We start from the raw sequence: 19,470 nt of genomic DNA on the forward strand, positions 1-19,470 counted from the left end.
GCCTTCCTTCAGAGCAGGTCTTGTGTCAGGCCCGGAAGGCGAACGCGAGCGCGATACCGATGAGCGCGAGCGCCTCGGCGAAGACGAAGCCGAGGATCATGTTCTGACGGATCAGGCCGTAGGCCTCGGGCTGGCGGGCGATGGCCTGCACACCCTGGCCGTAGATGATGCCGATGCCGATGCCGGGGCCGATCGCAGCGAGGCCGTACCCGATAGAGCCGAGGTTGCCGGTCACTTCGGCGAGAACACCAGACATGCTTAGGTTTCCTTTTCTATCGACCAGTGGGGAAGTCCACCGGAGTTGTCGGTCGGGGAGGAACGATGTGCGAGCGCGGGACTCTAGTGGGCGGGGTGCAGCGCGTCGTTGATGAACATCGCCGCCAGCAGCGCGAACACGTAGGCCTGCAGCGCCTGGATGAACAGCTCGAAGGCGGTCAGCAGGATGGTCATCGCGACGCCGAGGACGCCGAGAGGCGCACCCAGCGGGGTCAGCTTGACGGCCAGGAAGTGCCATCCGACCTCGGAGAACAGCGCGATGATCAGGTGACCGGCCATCATCGTGGCGAACAGCCGGACCGCGTGCGTGATGTGGCGCAGGAAGAAGGTGGAGATCAACTCGATCGGCGCGATCAGCACGTAGATCCAGCCGGGCAGTCCGGGGGGGAACATCACGTTCTTGAAGAAGCCGATCGGCCCCTGGTGCTTCATGCCCAGGTACATGACCAGCAGCCAGACGAAGAGCGACAGGATCGCCGGATAGCCGATGCGGGACATCACCGGGAACTGGATGAAGATGACCGACCCGAACAGGTTCATGACCAGCGTGAACAGGAACAGGGTGAACAGCAGCGGCATCCAGCGGTCGCTGTCCTTGCCGAGGTTCGGCCGGGCGATCTGCTCGCGGACGAACTGGTAGGCGAGCTCACCGACGTTCTGGAAGCCCCGCGGCACGAGCTTCGGCCGGGCGAAGGCGGCATAGGTGAGCACCATGACGAGCAGGGTGCCGACCAGCGCGAGCAGAGCCGGCTTGTTGAACCAGGCAGCACCTTCGACGAGCGGCGGCCAGTCGAAAATGCCGAGCCCCGGAGCCGTGAACTCATCGGAGGCGAGAGGCGTCAGCGTGGCGCTCACTCGTCGTTCCCTTCGTCGTGTTGATCGGTCAAGTGGCCATCCAGTGACCACACCGCGGACGGGCGGGCCGGATGAGAAGTAGAAAGAGAGCGGGGGGGCCAGGGCTCGATGGCTCCGACAGATGTTCCCCGACCTTGTTTACCGCGCACGCGACAATAGCAGGCGCGGCCCTGACTAGTCATATCGAGCCAGCCTCGAGAGATCGTCATCTCGGGCGCCCGACGACGACTCGTCATGCCCCGTCTGCCGATGAGATTGTAAGGGAAGCGGCGTCGCGGAACATGACGGCTCACCTCTTCTCCTCGATCGAACCGGGAACTTTGACCTCAGGGTCGACGTAGAGCATGCGAAGGCGCAGGAAGCCGCGCGCCTCGCCGATGGTCCAGCAGATGGTGCAGGCGATGACCGTCAGGCTGAACGACTGGGGGTCCCACGTGGTGGCGTCCGCGAAGCGTTCGAGCAGCACCGCCAGCACCAGGATCTTCACCAGATAGGTGCCCATCGCGGTCGCCATCATGATCACCGGGGAGATGCGCGCGGCGTAGGCGACGGCGATCAGGCTGATGGTGAAGAAGGCCGCCACGACGACGACGCCGATGCCCGCGCCCAGCGCCCCTTTGGAGCCCACGAGGAACGCGGCGACCACGACGGCGATCAGCCCGACCAGAGCCGTCGGGATCGCGGCCGCTCTGAGCATTCGGAGATCGTTGTCCTGCATCGGGCGCTCCAGGGCATCGGTTGGCAAGCGAGCGATTGCTACCTTACAGGGCGAGCGATGCCCGGACCTTGCCGGGCCCACCGCTAGTGAAAGATATCACAAGCTCAGGGAGGGCCGCCTTTACCTGCGATTTCGTGGAGGTGAACGGCCAGGCGAGAGCAGATGATGATCTGCGCCGACCTCCTTGGCGCGCCCCGGGCGCGAGGGATGAGACCGGCGCCTGCGGACGGGTCGGGTGACCGGCCCGGGGTGGGTCAGCCGGTGGTGGTGACCGTGGCCGAGGACGACGTCGTGGCCGCGCCGGGAACCGAGGGATCTTCGGGGACCGGGCCGGGCCCCGGCTGCGGTCCCGGGCGCACCGCATGGGCGCCGCCGCCGCGTCCGCCCCGGCCGGACCGCCACACCGGCAGGCCCATCATCACCAGCACGGCCAGCGCCAGCAGCACGACCACCGGGAAGACGATCAGCGGGACGCCGCCGACCGACAGCCCCACGACGGTCGCGGCGAACAGGAACGTCCACGCGTACATGATCAGCACGGTACGGCGATGCGAGTGGCCGATCTGCAGCAGCCGGTGGTGCAGGTGACCGCGGTCGGGCGCGAACGGCGACTTGCCGTAGGACGTGCGCCGCACCACGGCCATGATGAGGTCCGCCAGCGGGAGCACCATCACCGCGAGCGGGAGCAGGATGGGCAGGACGACCGGGAAGCGGTTGATGTCGCCGGCCCCGTTGTAGTCGACCGTGCCGGTGACCGTGACGACCGAGGTGGCCAGCACCAGGCCGATCAGCATCGCCCCGGTGTCGCCCATGAAGATCTTGGCGGGATGGAAGTTGTGCGGCAGGAAGCCCAGGCACATTCCGATGAGGATCGCCGTGATCGCCGCCGTGACGCTGAGACGTCCCTGGTCGAGGCTGTCGGTCAGCGCGACGGTCCAGGCGAAGGTGGCCATCGCCGCGATGCAGACGATGCCGGCGGCCAGGCCGTCCAGGCCGTCCACGAAGTTCACCGCGTTGATGGCGACGACCACCACGAGAATGGTGATGATCGTGGTCAGCGTGTTGTCCAGGCTGACCGTCCCGCCGTTCGGCAGCGGGATCCACAGCAGGGTGAGCTTGAAGGCGACCAGCAGCCCCGCCGCGGCGATCTGGCCGCCCAGCTTGACGAAGGCGTCCATGCCCCACCAGTCGTCCAGGAAGCCGATGAGCACGATGACCCCGCCGGCCAGGGCGAGGGCGGTGACCGTCTGGCCGTCGCCCATCCGCGGATCGGCGAGCTTGGGGCCGATGTGCTCCAGCCGGCTCGCGACGAACAGGCCGGCCAGCATGCCCGCGTACATCGCCAGGCCGCCGAGGCGTGGCGTGCGGACCGTGTGCACGTCTCTCTCGCGGATCTCGGGCGCGGCGCCGATGCGCAGGGCGAAAACCCTGACCAGCGGCACCAGCAGGTAGGTGACCACCGCCGTCACCGACGCCATGAGGAGGTATTCGCGCACGACCCCAGTTTCCCGGATTGTTCGGCCAAATGTGACCGGAAAATTGCACAGAACTGCACATTAACCACGTGGATACGCCGGATGACCCCGCGTGAGCCGGGTCACCCGCTCGGCCACCGACGTTATCGCACCTGGACGGCGCACGGCCTGCGCCACCATCGACCCGATCTCCTTCATCTCGCTCACCCCCATGCCCTGCGTCGTCACGCAGGGGGTGCCGAGCCGGATGCCCGAGGTCACCGTCGGCGGCTCCGGGTCGTAGGGGATGGCGTTGCGGTTGAGGATGATTCCCGCGGCCGCGCAACTCCGCTCGGCCGCCACCCCGGTCACCCCGAGGTCCCGCAGATCGATGAGCGCCAGGTGGGTGTCGGTCCCGCCGGAAACCGGGCGCATGTCCTCGGCCGCCAGCGCGTCGGTCAGCGCCCGGGCGTTCGCGATCACCTGCGCTGCGTACGCCCGGAAGTCCGGCCGCAGCGCCTCCCCGAAGGCCACCGCCTTGGCAGCGACGGCGTGCATCAGGGGCCCTCCCTGCGTGAACGGGAAGACCGCGCGGTCGATGCGCGAGGCCAGCTCCGCGGTGCAGAGGATGCCGCCGCCCCTCGGCCCGCGCATCGCCTTGTGCGTCGTGAACGTGATCACGTCGGCGTGCGGCACGGGCGAGGGGACCGCCCGGCCCGCCACCAGGCCGATCGTGTGGGCGGCGTCCACCAGCAGCCACGCGCCGACCTCGTCGGCGATGCCCCGGAACACCGCGTGGTCCACGAGCCGCGGATACGCCGTGGCGCCACAGATGATCATCTTTGGCTGGTGCCGCACCGCCAAGTCGCGCACCTCGTCGTAGTCGATGGTCTCGGTGTCGCGCCGCACCCCGTACGCCACCACGTCGAACCAGCGGCCCGAGAAGTTGACCTTGGATCCGTGGGTCAGATGGCCGCCGTGCGACAACGCCATCGCCAGGACCGTGTCGCCCGGCCGCAGCAGCGCGGCGTACGCGGCGAGGTTCGCCGACGCGCCGGAGTGCGGCTGGACGTTGACGTGATCGGCGCCGAACAGCGCCTTCGCCCGCTCGACCGCGATCGTCTCGGCCCGGTCGACGACCTCGCAACCTCCGTAGTACCGCCTGCCCGGGTAACCCTCGGCGTACTTGTTGGTCAGAGTGGAACCCAGGGCCGCGATCACGGCGGGCGAGGCGAGGTTCTCACTGGCGATGAGCTGCAGGCCGCCGCGAAGCCGCTCCACCTCGTCGATCAGCACTCGGGCGATCTCGGGATCCTGCCGCCTCAGTTGCGCGAAGTCGGGTCCGTAGAACTCCGCGTCACCGCCGGCGACGCCGGCAGGCTCGTGGTCGCGTTCGTGATCGCGTTCGTGGTCGCGCCGTGTCGTACGCATGGCCGGCTCACCACTCCTTCCCCCCGTACGGGACCGCACGAGGTAAGGACACTGGTCTCCCCACTGTAAGGCCGGCCATCCGCGGCCCCCCGGCGACCGCTCGGGGACCGTCTCGGGCGGTCAGCTGTAGGCGTGCGGGGCACCCGCCGCGACCGGCACCCACCGGGGGGTGTCCGCGGCCTGGTCGCTGATCGCGCTGAGCACCGACTGGCGGTACATGCTCAGGCGGTTGCGCCACTCGTTCATGTCCTGCACGTACCGCTCCGCGACCGGCGCGTCCCAGACGTCCCTGCTGCGACTCATCTGCTGCGCCTTGTCCAGGGAAGTGGTCAGCCCTTCGAGCAGCGGCAGCACCTGCTGCCACAGATCGACGAGCTTCTGGTACTCGGGGTTGAACCGCCAGCTGGTCGCCTGCCCATCGGGGTTGAACGGGTCGGCCGAGGAGGTCGGCGGCCCTTCACCGGGCTGGAGCGGCTGCGGAGCCGGGGGATCGGCGTGCATCTCTGGCGGCCCTCCTTCACGAATCGGTCGACGAGCCAGGCTCGGCGTCTTCTGACGGGACATCCGACGCGGACGTCACGCCATGGCCATCGTCGGCGCTGAAATGGCCGTATCGGCCCTCTACCCCGGATGGCGAGTACAGACCGGACCTGAGGTGCCCTTCCTGCTGTACGAGCCCCTGAGGACCTCGCTGCCCCTGATCGCCACTCGCTCCTCGTACGCCTTCGGAAGACCCGGTCCCCTGGTCGGGCCGACCGTGCGAAGCACCCGTTCCACGGTCGGACGAACCCGCATCGGCGCCCGAGTAGGACGAAGCCGGACCCGCGGCCGAGTGGGACGAACCCGACCCTGCGGCCGAATGGGACGAACCCGAGCCGGCGGCCGAGTCGGGCGTACCCGAGCCCGCGGCCGGGTCGGGCGTGTCCGGCGGGAGCGGAGCCGACGGCCTGGCCGAACCGGACGGCTCTTCGGGCTGGATGTGGCCCACCGGCCCATCGGGCTGGGGGTGCCCCGGCTGCGCACCGTCCGGCGGGACGACCACCGGCTGCTCCATCGGCGGGATCTTGTCCATGTTCTGCATCAGCCAGCGAAGATGCTCGGCGCTCGGAGGCTTCATGGTGACCTCGACGACCCGCACCCCGTCGACCTCGATCACCCGCGTCCGTTCGTGCGTGGTGTCGATGTCGTCGGGGTTGTCGACATTCGGCGTGTCGAGCCGCTGGTCGGGCGGCACACTCTGCTGGGCGGGCGTGCCGGGCCCCTGATCGGCCGCATACGGCTGCCGATCCACCACATCCGGCTGACCATCAGGCGCGACGGGCTGCTGATCAGGCGCGTCGGGCTGCCCATCAGGCGACACCGGCCCCCGATCCACCACATCCGGCTGACCATCAGGCGCGACGGGCTGCCGATCAGGCGCGTCGGGCTGCCCATCAGGCGACACCGGCTCCCGATCCACCACATCCGGCTGCCGATCGGGCGTGACGGGCTGCTGGTCGGGAGCGTCAGGTCTCTCGGTGGGCGGGATCTGCTGCTGCGCGTCCGGGCCGGCCTGCGGACTCTCCGCCAATGGAGACACGTACTGTGGCTCGCCACCTTGCGGCGGCCCCTCCGGCTTGTCGGGCTTGTCGGCCTTCGGCGGTTCGGGCTTGTCGGGCTTGTCGACCTTCGGGGCGTCGTCCTTGTCGGGCTTGTCGACCTTCGGCGGCTCGTGTTTGTCTGGCTTGTCCGTCTTGTCCTGCGGGTCGGACGTGGGCGCGTCGTGCTTGTCCGCCTTGGGCGGAGGATCGGACCTATCGGCCTTCGGCTCGTGCTTCTGGTCGGGCTGATCGTTCTTGTCGTTCTTCGGCGAATCGTCCCTGTCCGGCTTGTCCGCCTTCGGCGCGTCGTTCTTGTCGGCCTTGGGGGCGTCGTTCTTGTCCGGCTTGTCGGCCTTGGGGGCGTCGTTCTTGTCGCCCTTGTCGCTCTTGTCGTTCTTGGGTGAGTCGTCCTTGTCGGCCGTCGGCGGAGCGTCCTTGCCACCCTTGTCGGACTTCGAATGTCCGTCCTTGTCGGCCGTGTGGGTCTTCTCCGTCTTGTCCGTCTTGCCGTCGCCGGACTTGGAGTCATGCTTGTCGGGATCGGTCTGGTTCATGCTCTTGGGACCGGTCACCGTGTCGTTCTGCTTCTCCTTCTTCTCCAGAAGGACGAGCCGGGCGCTGACATCGCGGACGAGCGTCTCGCCGGCGTCGGCGACCTGGACCGGCCGGTACGTGGTGGGCACGGACAGGCCGGCCGCGCCGGTCAGCTGAGTGACACGCGCCTCGACGCTGCGCATCTGCTTCCCGGCGCGTCCCACTTCGGCCAACAGCTCACGGACCAGCTTCGGGTCCATTCCGTCCAGCTTGCCCATGGGCGTCTCCCGTGGTCGTGACCGCCGCTCCCCTTGGTGCGCCCATTGCGACTCCAAAGGGCTCGCGCCCGCTCGCAGCCATGCTCCCCTGCCACAGGCGATCGCTCAAGAGCACAGACGCACCTCACGCTACTGAGACGCTCCGGCCACGAGCCCGCACGATAGCCATACGGCATGAGTCACGGCGGTGACGGCACGGACCTCGGCCGTCACGGCCGCTTGTCGGCCTGCCCTCGCGTCTCGGCGGGCGGAACCTGCCCCACCCCGGCCGCCCCGTCGGCGTCGACCGGCTTGACGGCGTCGACCGGCTCGGCCGCGTCCGCGGGCTTCACCGTCTCGGCCGGCTCGGCGGAGACACCGGGCTTGGCCGTATCGGCGGACCCGGCCGCGTCCGCGGGCTTGACGGCATCGACCGGCTCCGCCGTGTCCGCGGGCTTCACCGTGTCAGCCGTGTCGGCCGTGTCCGCGGGCTTCACCGTGTCAGCCGTGTCGGTCGTGTCCGCGGGCTTGGCCGTGTCGGCCGTGTCGGCGGGCTTGGGCGTGTCGGTGGGTTCGGCGGTGTCGGTGGTCGCGGTGGCCTCGGTGAGGGCTTCCTTGGCGCCCGCCAGACCCGAGACATCGGTGTCCGGGCCCGCGTCGGTGGCCACGTAGCCGATGACGCTGCGCAGCTTCTCGACCGGGATGGCGCCCTGGCGCAAAACCCGTGGCACGGCCGTCGTGAGGTCGATGATCGTGGAAGGCGTGGTGTCGGCGCAGGCGCCGCCGTCGAGGTAGACGGCCACGGACTCCCCGAGCTGCTCCTCGGCGTCGGCGGCGGTCGTCGCGGGCGGCGCGCCGGACCGGTTGGCGCTGCTCACCGCCATCGGCCCCGTCTCCTTGAGGAGCTCAAGCGCGACGGCGTGCAGCGGCATGCGGACCGCGACGGTGCCCTTGGTGTCACCCAGATCCCAGTTGAGCGAGCGGCTCGCCCGGCAGATGATCGTCAGCGGCCCTGGCCAGAAGTTGTCGATCAGATCTTGCCCGTAGGTGCCGAGATCCTCGATGAGGGCGGAGGCGGCCCGTACCGTGCCGACCAGGACGGGGACGGGCATGTCCCGGCCGCGGCCCTTGGCCTCGAGAAGGGCGGTGACGGCCGAGGGCGTGAAGGCGTCGGCCCCGATGCCGTAAACCGTGTCCGTCGGGATGACCACCAGCTCGCCGGCCCGTATGGCGGACGCGGCGTCGGCGATCCCGGCAGCACGCTGCTCGGTGGTGGAACAGTCATAACGTCGGCTCACGACTTGTCATCCTCCCATGCGGGCGGGCCGGCCCGAGCCGGGATCCCCCGCGTCGGCCGTCATTCCTGGCCGTGACGGGCCGTGACGAAGCGGTCGCGGCCGGCCAGGTCGGCGTGGTCTCGCGCGTCACGCCAGCCGCGGTCCTCGGAGAACTCCAGATAGACCGCCGACCCCTGCTGGTCGGCGTGCTCCACCGCCACCAGACCGCCCGCCCGCAGCAGGCGCCGGGCCGTGCGCTCGACGGCGCGGACCTCGTCCAGCCCGTCCTCCCCCGAGCCGTACAGGGCACGGGACGGGTCGTAGTCGCGCACTTCGGGGTCGCGCGGCACCGCGCCCGGCGGGATGTAGGGCGGGTTGGAGATGACCAGGTCCACCTGGCCGTTCAGCTCGGGCAGGCAGTCGGCGAGGTCCTCCGGGTGCAGGGAGACGCGCCCCTGCCCGTGCTCGACGATGTTGCGCTTGGCCCAGCCGTAGGCGACCGGGTCGACCTCGACGGCGTGCACCTGCGCGAGCGCGACCTCCTGGGCGATCGACAGGGCGATGGCGCCCGAGCCGGTGCCGAGGTCGACCACGAGCGGGGAGGCGACGTCCATCTCACGGAGCCGGTCGATGGCCCAGCCGGCCACCACCTCGGTCTCGGGGCGCGGCACGAACACGCCGGGCCCCACCTCGAGCGACAGGTAGCGGAAGTAGGCACGTCCGGTGATGTGCTGAAGCGGCTCGCGTGCCTCCCGCCGTGCGATGCCCTCCCAGAACAGGGCGTCGAACTCCGAATCGGGCACCGTGTGGAGCTGGCCGCGCCGCACACCGTGGACGAACGCCGCGATCTCCTCGGCGTCGGTGCGCGGTGAGGGCACCCCCGCCTCGGCGAGCCGGGCGGTGGCGAGGGCTATCTCGTCCATCAGCAGCGTCATGGGAGTTTTCGCAAGATACGTCGTCGACGGGGTCGTGGAGGGTGTCTGGCCACTTCGCGGGTCGGGTGGGTTCACGGGGTCAGGTGTGCGCGGCGAGCTTGTCGGCCGTCTCGGCGTCGGTGAGCGCCTGGATGACCGCGGACAGGTCGCCGTCCAGCACCTGGTCGAGGTTGTACGCCTTGAAACCTACGCGGTGGTCGGAGATGCGGTTCTCCGGATAGTTGTACGTGCGGACGCGTTCGGAGCGGTCGACCGTCCGCACCTGCGACTTGCGCTCGGCCGAAGCGGCGGCGTCGGCCTCTTCCTGCGCGATCGCCAGCAGCCGCGCACGCAGGATGCGCAGCGCCGACTCCTTGTTCTGGAGCTGGCTCTTCTCGTTCTGGCAGGAGACGACCACGCCGGTCGGGACGTGGGTGATGCGCACCGCCGAGTCGGTCGTGTTGACGCTCTGGCCCCCGGGACCGGAACTGCGGAAGACGTCGATGCGCAGGTCGTTGGGGTCGATCTGGACGTCGACCTCCTCCGCCTCGGGATACACCAGGACGCCGGCCGCGGAGGTGTGGATGCGCCCCTGCGACTCGGTGACCGGCACCCGCTGGACCCGGTGGACGCCGCCCTCGTACTTCAGGCGCGACCAGACGCCGTCGGCGCCCTTGCCCTTCACCGCGACGGTGACGTCCTTGTAGCCGCCGAGATCGGAGTGCTGGGCGTCGATGATCTCGGTCTTCCAGCCGACGCGCTCGGCGTACCGGAGGTACATGCGCAGCAGGTCGCCGGCGAACAGCGCCGACTCTTCGCCGCCCTCCCCCGCCTTGATCTCCATGATGATGTCCTTGTCATCGCTGGGATCGCGCGGGATCAGCAGGTGCTTGAGTCGTTCCTCCAGGGGGGCGATGCGCCCTTCCAGCTGCGTGGCCTCCTCGGCGAACGCCGAGTCCTCGGTGGCGAGCTCCTTGGCCGCCTGGAGGTCGTCGCGGACGCCCTCCAGCTCGCGGTAGACCGACACGATGGGGGTCAGCTGCGCGTAGCGCTTGCCCAGGGTGCGGGCCTGGTTCTGGTCGGCGTGCACAGCGGGATCGGCGAGCCTCTGCTCAAGCTCCGCGTACTCGTTGAGCAACTCGTCGAGATTCACCGTGCGTCCTTCTTCCCTCACCACCGGCGAGAACCTGGGTCATCACCAAGAACGCCGACCCGGGCATGCCCCCGTGCGCGGGGGCATGCCGAGCCGGCGTCGGTCGCGGAGCTACTTGCTCGCGGGCTTCTTGCCGAAGCGCTTCTCGAAGCGGGCCACCCGGCCGCCGGTGTCCAGGATCTTCTGCTTGCCCGTGTAGAAGGGGTGGCAGGCGGAGCACACGTCGGCGTGGATGACGCCGTTCTTGGCGGTGCTGCGGGTGGTGAAGCTGGCGCCACAGCTGCAGGTCACCTGCGTGGTGGCATAAGTCGGGTGAATGTCGGGCTTCATCTCAATCCTCTCTGGCGCGGTCGCCGGGTCGCCTTCGTCTCTCGCGGTCAGCTGACACGCGGACGGGCGGGAACCGGAACCGCCGTTCGGTCGGCTACCAGTGTGCCAGATCCTGTAACCCCGCCAGGCCATCGCTCATTCCCGGCGAAGGCCGGACCCGGCACCTGCCCTCCCGGCTGCCGGGGTGACCCGCCGAGCTTAGGCCCCCGGCCGCACAGGTTCGGCGAAATCACCCCCGTGCGACCGCAAAAGTTCGGTAACAGTGCCCGGTGCCGGAGTTCGGCGGTCACACTCTGCGCAGGTAGGCCAGCACGGCCAGGACGCGGCGATGATCGTCGGGAGCGGGGTCGAGGCCGAGCTTGCCGAAGATGCCGGAAATGTGTTTTTCGACGGCGCCCTCGCTGATGCCCAGGCGGGCGGCGATCGCGTTGTTCGACCGCCCCTCGGCCATCAGCCCCAGCACCTCCGCCTCCCTGGCCGTCAGGGAGTCCAGGCGCTCATGGCTCCCGCGGCGGCTCAGCAGCTGGACCACCACCTCGGGGTCGATGACCGTCCCGCCCGCGGCGACCCGCCGGACCGCGTCGAGGAACTCCGTCACGTCGGCGATGCGCTCTTTGAGCAGGTAGCCGACCGCGGCGGCGCCCCGGCCGATGAGCTCGGTGGCGTACCGCTCCTCGACGTACTGCGACAGCACCAGCACGGGCAGGCCGGGCACCAGCGACCGCGCCTGCAGGGCGGCGCGGAGCCCTTCGTCGGTGTGGCTCGGCGGCATCCGCACGTCGACGACCGCGAGGTCGGGCCGATGCGCGCGCACCGATTCGACCAGAGCCGGCCCGTCGCCCACCGCGGCGACCGTTTCGATGCCGCCGTCGCCGAGCAGCCTGATCAGGCCCTCGCGCAACAGGACGGAGTCCTCCGCGATCACCACCCGCACCCCGGGCACCCCCACCCTCACTCGATCACGCCGTCACGCCCACCCGGTCCGGCGGCACCGGGGAACGGCCGGCGCCAGGGAACGGCCGGCGCCGGGGACCTCACCACTCGCACGGTAACGCCGCCCTGATGAGTGTGGGGCCCCCGGACGGGCTTTCGATCGCGAGCGTGCCGTCGATGGTGGCCGCGCGGTCGGCGAGACCCGCCAGCCCGCCCCCCGGCCGGGCGTGGGCGCCACCGACGCCGTTGTCGCGTACCTCCACCACCACGCGCTGTTCCTGGCGGCCCACCCGGACCGACGCCTCCGTCGCCACCGAATGCTTGGCGATGTTCGCCAGCGACTCGGCGACGATGAAGTACGCGATGCTCTCGACCGCCGCGGGCGGCCGGTCGGCGATCTCCACCCTGACCTCCACGCGCACCGGCGCGCGGGCGGCCAGCGCCGACAGGGCGGCGTCGAGGCCCCTGTCGGTGAGGATCGCGGGATAGATGCCGCGCGCCAGGTCGCGTAACTCGGCGATGGCGGCCTTGGTGCCCAGGTGGGCCTGCGCCAGCAGCGCACGCGCCTCGTCGGGCTCGGTGTCGAACTTCGCCTGTGCCCTGCCGAGGTCGAGGGCCACGGCCAGCAACCGCTGCTGCGCGCCGTCGTGCAGGTCGCGTTCGATCCTGCGGCGCTCCGCCTCGGCGGCGTCCACGCCCCTGGCCCGGCTGGCACGCAGATGCTTCACCCGTGCCTCGTCGCCGGGGCCGAGCAGCGCCATGGCCAGCGTGCCATGGAGCCAGGCCATGCCGCGCACCACGTACAGCGTGGCGCACAGCAGGACCAGGCCGCCGAGCGCCCAGGGCAGCGCCTCGGGCACGGTGTCGAGCACGAGCCGGTCGTTGATCTGCGTGCGCACGCCGTACAGGACCAGGACGGGCTGTGCGATCAGCTCTATGGAGGAGGCTCCCATGGCGAACGTCGCGAAGGACTCGACCAGCCCGAGCGGGAGCAGCAGGAACAGGTAGCCGAGATCCTTGTAGGTGGCGGGATCGGCGAACAGCCGGCGCAGAGCGCGCATGACGCCCTCGCCTTCGCTCGGCTGGTAGGGGTGGGGAATGGTGACGCCGAACGCCAGGCGCAGCAGCCGCCGCTCGAGCATGGCGCCGCCCCGCCAGACCAGCATGGTCACCACCAGCATGGGCAGGCCCACCCAGATCACCAGCAGGGCGAAGGAGAGCGTCAGCCCTGACACCAGGATGACGAACCAGGCGACGCCCCAGAACATGCTGAGCAGCAGGTAGGGCACCGCCCGCCAGGTCATGGGGTCGACCAGCAGGCCCAGCGGGCCGCGGGAGCCGAACGGCACCCGCATGCGCAGGGGCGGGCGCCCCGTCACCGCCTCGCCGGCCATGCCACACCCCTCACGTCGAGCCGCGCCCGCAGGCCTGTCAGGTCGTACGGGAAGAGCCTGCCAAGCCGCCGCGCCCCACGCCATGGAGTTACCACCCGAGGAGGGCTGTGGCCAGCCCCACCTCATGGACCGCTTGCGCCGGCCGGGTGAACGCAAAGGCCCGGCCGGGCGCGGGAGCGAGAGCTCCGGCCTGGCCGGGCGAGTGCGTTTGCCGTGGGTGGAGCGGACGAAGGTCAGTCGCGATCGGAGCTGACCGTCGTCTTCTGCACCTGGAGCAGGAACTCGGCGTTGGACTGCGTCTCGCGCATCTTCTCCAGCAGGAGCTCCAGCGCCTGCTGCATGTCGAGCGCGTGCAGCACGCGGCGGAGCTTCCAGACGATCTGCAGCTCGTCCCTGGACATCAGGATCTCTTCCTTACGGGTGCCGGACGCGTCGACGTCCACCGCGGGGAAGATGCGCTTGTCAGCCAGGGAGCGGTTGAGCTTCAGCTCTGCGTTGCCGGTGCCCTTGAACTCCTCGAAGATGACCTCGTCCATCTTGGAGCCGGTCTCGACCAGCGCCGTGGCGAGGATCGTCAGCGAGCCGCCGTTCTCGATGTTGCGCGCCGCGCCGAAGAACCGCTTGGGCGGGTACAGCGCGGTCGAGTCGACACCACCGGACAGGATGCGCCCGGACGCCGGGGCGGCCAGGTTGTAGGCCCGGCCGAGGCGGGTGATGGAGTCGAGGAGCACGACCACGTCGTGGCCGAGCTCCACCAGCCGCTTGGCGCGCTCGATGGCGAGCTCGGCGACGGTGGTGTGGTCCTCGGCGGGACGGTCGAAGGTCGAGTGGATGACCTCGCCCTTCACCGACCGCTGCATGTCGGTGACCTCTTCGGGACGCTCGTCCACCAGGACGACCATCAGGTGGCACTCGGGGTTGTTCCGGGTGATCGCGTTGGCGATCGCCTGGAGCACCATCGTCTTGCCGGCCTTGGGCGGGGAGACGATGAGGCCGCGCTGGCCCTTGCCGATGGGCGCCACCAGATCGATGATGCGCGTCGTCAGGATGTTGGGGTCGGTCTCCAGGCGCAGCCGCTCCTGCGGGTAGAGCGGGGTGAGCTTGGAGAAGTCGGGGCGGTTGCGCGACTGCTCGGGGTCCATGCCGTTGACGGTGTCGAGCCGCACAAGGGCGTTGAACTTCTCACGGCGCTCGCCGTCGCGGGGCTGGCGCACCGCTCCGGTGATGACGTCGCCCTTGCGCAGGCCGTTGCGGCGGATCTGCGCGAGCGAGACGTACACGTCGTTGGCGCCGGGCAGGTAGCCGCTGGTGCGGACGAACGCGTAGTTGTCCAGGATGTCGAGGATGCCGGCGATCGGGATGAGGACGTCGTCGTCACCGATCACGGGCTCGTTGCTGTCGAAACGGTCGCGGCCGCGCCGGTTGCGCTCCCTGAACCTGCCGCGGCGGCCGCGGCGGTCGTCGTCACCCTGGAGATCGCGGCCCTGGTCGCGGTCCCGACCCTGGTCGCGGCCCTGGTCGCGGGTCTGCTCGCGGCCCTGGTCGCGGTCACGGCCCTGGTCGCGGGTCTGCTCGCGCCCCTGGTCGCGAGACTGCTCGCGGCCCTGGTCACGGGACTGGTCACGGCCCTGGTCGCGAGACTGCTCACGGCGGCCCGGGGCGTCGCCCGCGTCGGCGGCGCGCTGCTCGGGACGCGTGTTGTCGTTGCGGTTGTCGGGGCGGTTGTCGCCACGCTCGCGACGGTCGCTGCCACGGCCGCGGCGCTCGCCGCGCTCGCGGCGGGACTCGCCGCGCTCGGGGCGGCCCTCGGACTGCGGGGCCTCGACCGGGGCCGAGGCGGTGGCGGCCGCGGCGACGGGGGCCTGTTCAGGGGCCTGCGTCTCGACGGCGGGAACGCGCTCTTCGCGGGTCTCGACGGCGGTCTCGACCGGCGCAGGGCGGGAACGTTCCCGACGGGTACGGGTGGGGCGCTCGGCCACCGGCTCGGCCGTGACCGTGGGAGCCGGGGCGGCGACAGGCTCGGCGGGGGCGGAGGTGGAGGCACCGTCAGCAGATACGCCCTGCTTCTCCTGGATGGCCGCGATGAGCTGGCTCTTGCGCATCCGTCCGGTCCCGCTGATGCCGAGGCTCGACGCGAGAGCCTGCAGCTCGGGCAGCACCATGGCCGCGAGGCCGGTGCCGGAGCGACGGCGCGGCCTGGCCGCGGCGCGGGTGGGGGTGTCGCCGGCGGCCGACGGCGCTGTGCCGGTGGCGTCGGAGAGGAGTTCGGTGGTGTCGCTCAACTAAAAGGTCCTTCCCAGGGGTCGGGCGTCGGCCACGATCAGCCAGGCGTCCCGGTGATGCGACCCGGCGGGACAGACCGGGTCGGGCTGGACGAAATCTCAAAGATGTCGGTAAACCGGTGCGTCGAACCGGCGCGTGGCCGTCACCGTCGAGATTCGTGAGCCGTTGGGGGCCCGGGGGTCGCCCCCCGGCTGGTTACCGCCGACCAGATGTCGATGCCAGTCGAACGCGCATGTCCCCGATTACGCCGCTTCTCGACGCGCCAACCGGATGTGGAGCAACCGGAGGCGATGAATTCGGGAAGCCCGCTGTGCGGCCTGCGTCTTGCGACGCAAGGCGCGATCCAGCGATGTATGGCTGACAAGCACGCACCCGCAACGGGGGCATCTGGTGCGGCTATCAGCCTAACATCACCAGCGCACACTGCTATTCCCTGAAGGTCGAAGATGCATCAGCGTGTCTCGGGAGATTCAACGCTCGCGCCGGACCGATCGACGTCCAATGGCTGGATGTGCCAGTCACTACCCACTTCCGACGCGATCAAATCATGGATATCCGCCGTTCCGAACACCAGGACCGTTGGACCGGCGCCTGACACAACGGCGGGAACCCCTGCCACGCGGAGACGTTTTACCAGATCGGCGGTGCCCGGCATCGCAGGCGCGCGGTAGGCCTGGTGCAGGCGGTCTTCGGTGGCGGCGAGCAACAGCCCGCTCTCGGGCCGCTGGGTCAGCGCCGCGATGAGCAGGGCCGCGCGTCCGGCGTTCGCCACAGCGTCGGCATGCGGCACGTCCTTCGGCAGGAGCCCGCGCGCCTCCTCGGTGGACAGCCGGGTTCTCGGCACGCACACCACAGGTCGGACGCCCCCATGCGGACTCAGTTCAAGCTTATGCGGTGTTCCCGACAGGTCGCTCCATGCGATGGTCAGCCCTCCGGACAGGCAGGGGGCGACGTTGTCGGGATGGCCCTCCATGCGCGTGGCCAGCGCGAAGACGTCGTCGTCCGAGAGCGCGGGAGCGGCGAGCGCGCGGGCGGCGAGAATGCCCGCGCAGATGGCCGCCGAGGAGGAGCCGAGGCCGCGGGCGTGCGGAATGCGATTGTGACATCGCAGCCGCAGGCGTCGCGGCTGCGGTACGCCGGCGAGGTCGAGGGTGGCGCGGATGGCCCTGACGATCAGGTGACCCTCGCCGGTGTCCAGTTCGCCGGCGCCTTCCCCCTCGACGTGCACCTCGATGCCCGGGACGTCGTCCCCGGCGCCTGACGAACCGTCGAGAACGGAGACCTCGACCTCGTCGTAAAGGGTGAGGGCGAGCCCCAGCGAGTCGAAGCCCGGGCCGAGATTCGCGCTGGTGGCGGGCACACGGACCACGACGGTGCTGCTCGGTGACATGCGTTTCCTCAAAGGGATGCGGTCGATCTCGGCCGATCATACGGTCGCGCCCGGCATTTCGCGCTGCGAGGTCGCCCTCGATGATCGCGCGGTCGCCGGGCGCGCGCGGCGGGGGCGCGCCCGGCGTCGCTACGCGAGTTCGAGCGCGGCGGCCGCCGCGAAGGCGTCGACCGGGATGGTCAACGGGGTGGGCGCGCCGGAGATCGCCCAGTCGGGGTCTTTGAGGCCGTTGCCGGTGACGGTGCACACGACACGCTCACCCGGGCGGACGAGCCCCTGCTCATGGGCCTGGAACAGCCCTGCGACGCTCGCCGCGGAGGCGAGCTCGACGAACACGCCCTCTTCCTGGGCGAGCAGTTTGTACGCCGCGGCGATCTGGCGGTCGGTGACGGCCTGGATGGCGCCCCCCGACTCGTCGCGCGCCGCCTCGGCGAGGTGCCAGGAGGCCGGGTTGCCGATGCGGATCGCCGTGGCGATCGTGTGCGGGTGGGTGACCGGTGCGCCGTCGACGATGGGCGCCGCCCCGCTGGCCTGGAAACCCAGCATGCGCGGGGTGCGGGTGGCCATGGCGTCCCCGGCGTACTCGCGGTAGCCCATCCAGTAGGCCGAGATGTTGCCGGCGTTGCCGACGGGGATGCAGTGCACGTCGGGCGCGTCGCCGAGGGTGTCGACGATCTCGAAGGCCGCGGTCTTCTGCCCCTGGAGGCGGTGCGGGTTGACCGAGTTGACCAGGGCGATCGGGTAGTTCTCCGCGAGCTTGCAGGTCATCTCGAGGCAGTCGTCGAACGAGCCGTCGACCTGCAGGAGCCTCGCGCCGTGCACCAGGGCCTGCGCCAGCTTGCCCATGGCGATCTTGCCGCGTGGCACGAGCACCGCGCAGGTCAGCCCGGCGCGGACGGCGTAGGCGGCCGCGGAGGCGCTGGTGTTGCCGGTGGACGCGCAGATCACGGCCTTGGCGCCCTCTTCGAGCGCCTTGCTGATCGCCACGGTCATGCCACGGTCTTTGAAACTGCCGGTGGGGTTGAGCCCCTCGACCTTGAGGAACACCTCGCAGCCGGTCAGCGCGGAGACGCGCCGCGCCGGGACCAGCGGGGTGCCGCCTTCGAGCAACGTGACCACGGGCGTCGTCGTGGTCACGGGGAGCCGGTCACGGTATTCCTCGATCAGGCCACGCCAAGCCATCGTCGCTCCTCCCGCGCCCGGCCCGGGTCGAGTGGGCACAAGGACGCGTAACCGTGGATCCGCTATACCAGCGGTGTCAGGCAACGAGTCTACGGGGGGCGGGGGCCCCGCCGCGTCCGCTGTCCACAGGCTGGACCGCTTCTGCGGGGCGTCATCGCCGGCACTCGGCCGGGCGCGCCGAGGGGTTAACGGGAAGCGAACAAGAACGCTTCCCTGAAGAACCCCCGGAAGCTCACTGTCTCTTTAACCGCTTTTGCCCCACAATTGAGGCAACACCACCATGCTCGGAAGGAAATCTCGCCGTGACCGCCGCGAGCATAGTCCGGGCCGGGGACGACCGCGACCGCCTGCACTGGGTCCTCGACCACCTGCCCGCGAGCCGTCCCGGGCGCCCGGTCTCCATCCTCGACCTGGGCTGCGCGGACGGCGACCTTTCTTTGCTGCTCGCCGAGCGAGGCGACCAGGTGACCGGCATCGACCTCGCGGCCCCGCCCCTCGCCCTGGCGCGCCTGCGGGCGGGCCGGCTGCCGGCGGACATCGCCGCGCGCGTCGAGTTCTCGGTCGGGGACGGGCACGGGCTGGACGGCGTTCCCGATGAAAGTTTCGACGCGGCCGTCGCCGGGGAGATCCTCGACCGCGTCGGCGATCCCGTCCAGGTGCTCCAGGCCCTCCACCGCACCCTCCGTCCGGCGGCGACGCTCGTCTTCACGGTCCCCTACGGCGTGAACGAGGCCGTCCTGCGTCTCGCCCACGCCGCCGGCGGCGGAGCGGCGGAACGGGACGAGGACGACGGAACCGGCCAGGACGAGACGGCAGAACGGGACGAAGGGGCGCGACGGGACGAAGGCGACGCGGCGGACCGGAACGACCGGACGGACGAGCCCGGCGGGGACGACGCCGAGCGGCGCCGGGTGTTCTACCACGGCAGCCTGCGGCACCTGGTGGAACCGCTCTTCGAGATCCGCGAGCTGACCGTCCTGCGCCACCACCTCGCCGGCGTCGCCGTACGCAGGGACGAGCCGCGCGGCACCCCCGGTTTCGCGCTCAGCCGGGCCGAGACCGCGTTCCTCCAGCGCGAGCGGCACCTGCACGGCGAGATCGCCGAACTGCGCGCTCTATGCGCGGAACTGGCCGGCCGCGAGGCCGTCCTGACCCGTGCCGGGCAGGATCTGCTCGGCCGCAACGCCGAACTGCGCGCCCAGACGACCCGTCTCGTCCACCGGATGCGCCACCTCGAGAGCCGCCTCGCCGAGTACCGGGAACTGATCGCCCGCCTGCGCCGGTCCAGGGCATGGCGCCTGATCACGGCATACCGTCGCATCCGGTACTCCTCGCTCCGCGAGACCCCGCCGGTGTCCGGCCCTCAGCGCCCCGTGGTCATCGCCGGCCCTGCCTCTCCCCCGCCTCAACGACCCGCCCTCCCCAGCCGCTCGGAACCCTGACCGGACGCCCGGCGGCGCGCCGGGCCCGTCCTCCCCGGCCCTCCTCCGAGGGCGGACCCGCGCCTTC

General features: G+C 70.5%; 16 protein-coding genes and 1 pseudogene. 1 reads left to right on the forward strand and 16 read right to left on the reverse strand.

Annotated elements, in window-relative coordinates; all coding sequences use genetic code 11:
* Nucleotides 1–25 precede the first annotated feature (25 nt).
* The 16 genes and pseudogenes from atpE to thrC form a co-directional block, all read right to left on the reverse strand.
* The gene (atpE, locus tag ACFO60_RS26960; protein ID WP_380845025.1) at nucleotides 26–256 is read right to left on the reverse strand and encodes an ATP synthase F0 subunit C; all 231 of its coding nucleotides are present in this window, start codon (nucleotides 254–256) and stop codon (nucleotides 26–28) included.
* 83 nt (nucleotides 257–339) lie between these two features.
* Nucleotides 340–1,131 (reverse strand): F0F1 ATP synthase subunit A, encoded by a 792-nt coding sequence (gene atpB, locus ACFO60_RS26965; RefSeq protein ID WP_380845028.1) that lies wholly within the window; start codon nucleotides 1,129–1,131, stop codon nucleotides 340–342.
* A gap of 289 nt (nucleotides 1,132–1,420) precedes the next feature.
* The gene (locus ACFO60_RS26970; RefSeq protein ID WP_380845031.1) at nucleotides 1,421–1,849 is read right to left on the reverse strand and encodes a hypothetical protein; all 429 of its coding nucleotides are present in this window, start codon (nucleotides 1,847–1,849) and stop codon (nucleotides 1,421–1,423) included.
* Between the two features lie 254 nt (nucleotides 1,850–2,103).
* A complete protein-coding gene (locus ACFO60_RS26975) occupies nucleotides 2,104–3,345 on the reverse strand; it encodes a glycosyltransferase family 4 protein (protein ID WP_380845034.1) in 1,242 nt (413 codons plus the stop codon).
* A gap of 60 nt (nucleotides 3,346–3,405) precedes the next feature.
* Entirely contained in the window at nucleotides 3,406–4,734 is a 1,329-nt protein-coding gene (locus tag ACFO60_RS26980; protein ID WP_380845036.1) for a serine hydroxymethyltransferase, read from the reverse strand.
* Between the two features lie 120 nt (nucleotides 4,735–4,854).
* On the reverse strand, nucleotides 4,855–5,235 hold the full coding sequence (locus ACFO60_RS26985; RefSeq protein WP_380845039.1) for a hypothetical protein: 381 nt from the start codon (nucleotides 5,233–5,235) through the stop codon (nucleotides 4,855–4,857).
* A 16-nt stretch (nucleotides 5,236–5,251) separates the two neighbouring features.
* Entirely contained in the window at nucleotides 5,252–7,126 is a 1,875-nt protein-coding gene (locus tag ACFO60_RS26990) for a hypothetical protein (protein WP_380845041.1), read from the reverse strand.
* A gap of 643 nt (nucleotides 7,127–7,769) precedes the next feature.
* A pseudogene (locus ACFO60_RS26995) lies at nucleotides 7,770–8,403 on the reverse strand (L-threonylcarbamoyladenylate synthase); the annotation flags it as partial.
* 59 nt (nucleotides 8,404–8,462) lie between these two features.
* Entirely contained in the window at nucleotides 8,463–9,317 is an 855-nt protein-coding gene (prmC, locus tag ACFO60_RS27000) for a peptide chain release factor N(5)-glutamine methyltransferase (RefSeq protein WP_380845044.1), read from the reverse strand.
* A 79-nt stretch (nucleotides 9,318–9,396) separates the two neighbouring features.
* A complete protein-coding gene (gene prfA / locus ACFO60_RS27005) occupies nucleotides 9,397–10,449 on the reverse strand; it encodes a peptide chain release factor 1 (protein WP_380845047.1) in 1,053 nt (350 codons plus the stop codon).
* 111 nt (nucleotides 10,450–10,560) lie between these two features.
* Nucleotides 10,561–10,779 (reverse strand): 50S ribosomal protein L31, encoded by a 219-nt coding sequence (rpmE, locus tag ACFO60_RS27010; protein WP_380845050.1) that lies wholly within the window; start codon nucleotides 10,777–10,779, stop codon nucleotides 10,561–10,563.
* Between the two features lie 286 nt (nucleotides 10,780–11,065).
* Entirely contained in the window at nucleotides 11,066–11,713 is a 648-nt protein-coding gene (locus ACFO60_RS27015; protein WP_380845171.1) for a response regulator transcription factor, read from the reverse strand.
* 100 nt (nucleotides 11,714–11,813) lie between these two features.
* Entirely contained in the window at nucleotides 11,814–13,106 is a 1,293-nt protein-coding gene (locus ACFO60_RS27020; RefSeq protein ID WP_380845053.1) for a sensor histidine kinase, read from the reverse strand.
* 233 nt (nucleotides 13,107–13,339) lie between these two features.
* On the reverse strand, nucleotides 13,340–15,388 hold the full coding sequence (gene rho / locus ACFO60_RS27025; protein ID WP_380845057.1) for a transcription termination factor Rho: 2,049 nt from the start codon (nucleotides 15,386–15,388) through the stop codon (nucleotides 13,340–13,342).
* A 452-nt stretch (nucleotides 15,389–15,840) separates the two neighbouring features.
* The gene (thrB, locus tag ACFO60_RS27030; RefSeq protein ID WP_380845060.1) at nucleotides 15,841–16,779 is read right to left on the reverse strand and encodes a homoserine kinase; all 939 of its coding nucleotides are present in this window, start codon (nucleotides 16,777–16,779) and stop codon (nucleotides 15,841–15,843) included.
* A gap of 129 nt (nucleotides 16,780–16,908) precedes the next feature.
* Nucleotides 16,909–17,961, reverse strand: coding sequence for a threonine synthase (gene thrC / locus ACFO60_RS27035; protein ID WP_380845063.1), 1,053 nt, complete (start codon nucleotides 17,959–17,961; stop codon nucleotides 16,909–16,911).
* Nucleotides 17,962–18,263: 302 nt separating this feature from the next.
* Between thrC and ACFO60_RS27040 the strand changes: the two genes are divergently transcribed.
* Nucleotides 18,264–19,403, forward strand: a complete 1,140-nt coding sequence (locus ACFO60_RS27040) for a class I SAM-dependent methyltransferase (protein WP_380845066.1) — start codon at nucleotides 18,264–18,266, stop codon at nucleotides 19,401–19,403.
* Nucleotides 19,404–19,470: the final 67 nt, after the last annotated feature.

This window comes from Sphaerisporangium dianthi (assembly GCF_042654065.1).
In the GTDB taxonomy this organism is placed as follows: Bacteria; Actinomycetota; Actinomycetes; order Streptosporangiales; family Streptosporangiaceae; genus Sphaerisporangium; species Sphaerisporangium dianthi.

Bases quoted from the DNA above. Each gene is read 5' to 3' on its own strand.
- atpE (WP_380845025.1), bottom strand. From the start codon at position 256: ATGTCTGGTGTTCTCGCCGAAGTGACCGGCAACCTCGGCTCTATCGGG.
- ACFO60_RS26970 (WP_380845031.1), bottom strand. From the start codon at position 1,849: ATGCAGGACAACGATCTCCGAATGCTCAGAGCGGCCGCGATCCCGACG.
- ACFO60_RS26980 (WP_380845036.1), bottom strand. From the start codon at position 4,734: ATGCGTACGACACGGCGCGACCACGAACGCGATCACGAACGCGACCAC.
- ACFO60_RS26985 (WP_380845039.1), bottom strand. From the start codon at position 5,235: ATGCACGCCGATCCCCCGGCTCCGCAGCCGCTCCAGCCCGGTGAAGGG.
- ACFO60_RS26990 (WP_380845041.1), bottom strand. From the start codon at position 7,126: ATGGGCAAGCTGGACGGAATGGACCCGAAGCTGGTCCGTGAGCTGTTG.
- prmC (WP_380845044.1), bottom strand. From the start codon at position 9,317: ATGACGCTGCTGATGGACGAGATAGCCCTCGCCACCGCCCGGCTCGCC.
- rpmE (WP_380845050.1), bottom strand. From the start codon at position 10,779: ATGAAGCCCGACATTCACCCGACTTATGCCACCACGCAGGTGACCTGC.
- ACFO60_RS27020 (WP_380845053.1), bottom strand. From the start codon at position 13,106: ATGGCCGGCGAGGCGGTGACGGGGCGCCCGCCCCTGCGCATGCGGGTG.
- thrB (WP_380845060.1), bottom strand. From the start codon at position 16,779: ATGTCACCGAGCAGCACCGTCGTGGTCCGTGTGCCCGCCACCAGCGCG.
- thrC (WP_380845063.1), bottom strand. From the start codon at position 17,961: ATGGCTTGGCGTGGCCTGATCGAGGAATACCGTGACCGGCTCCCCGTG.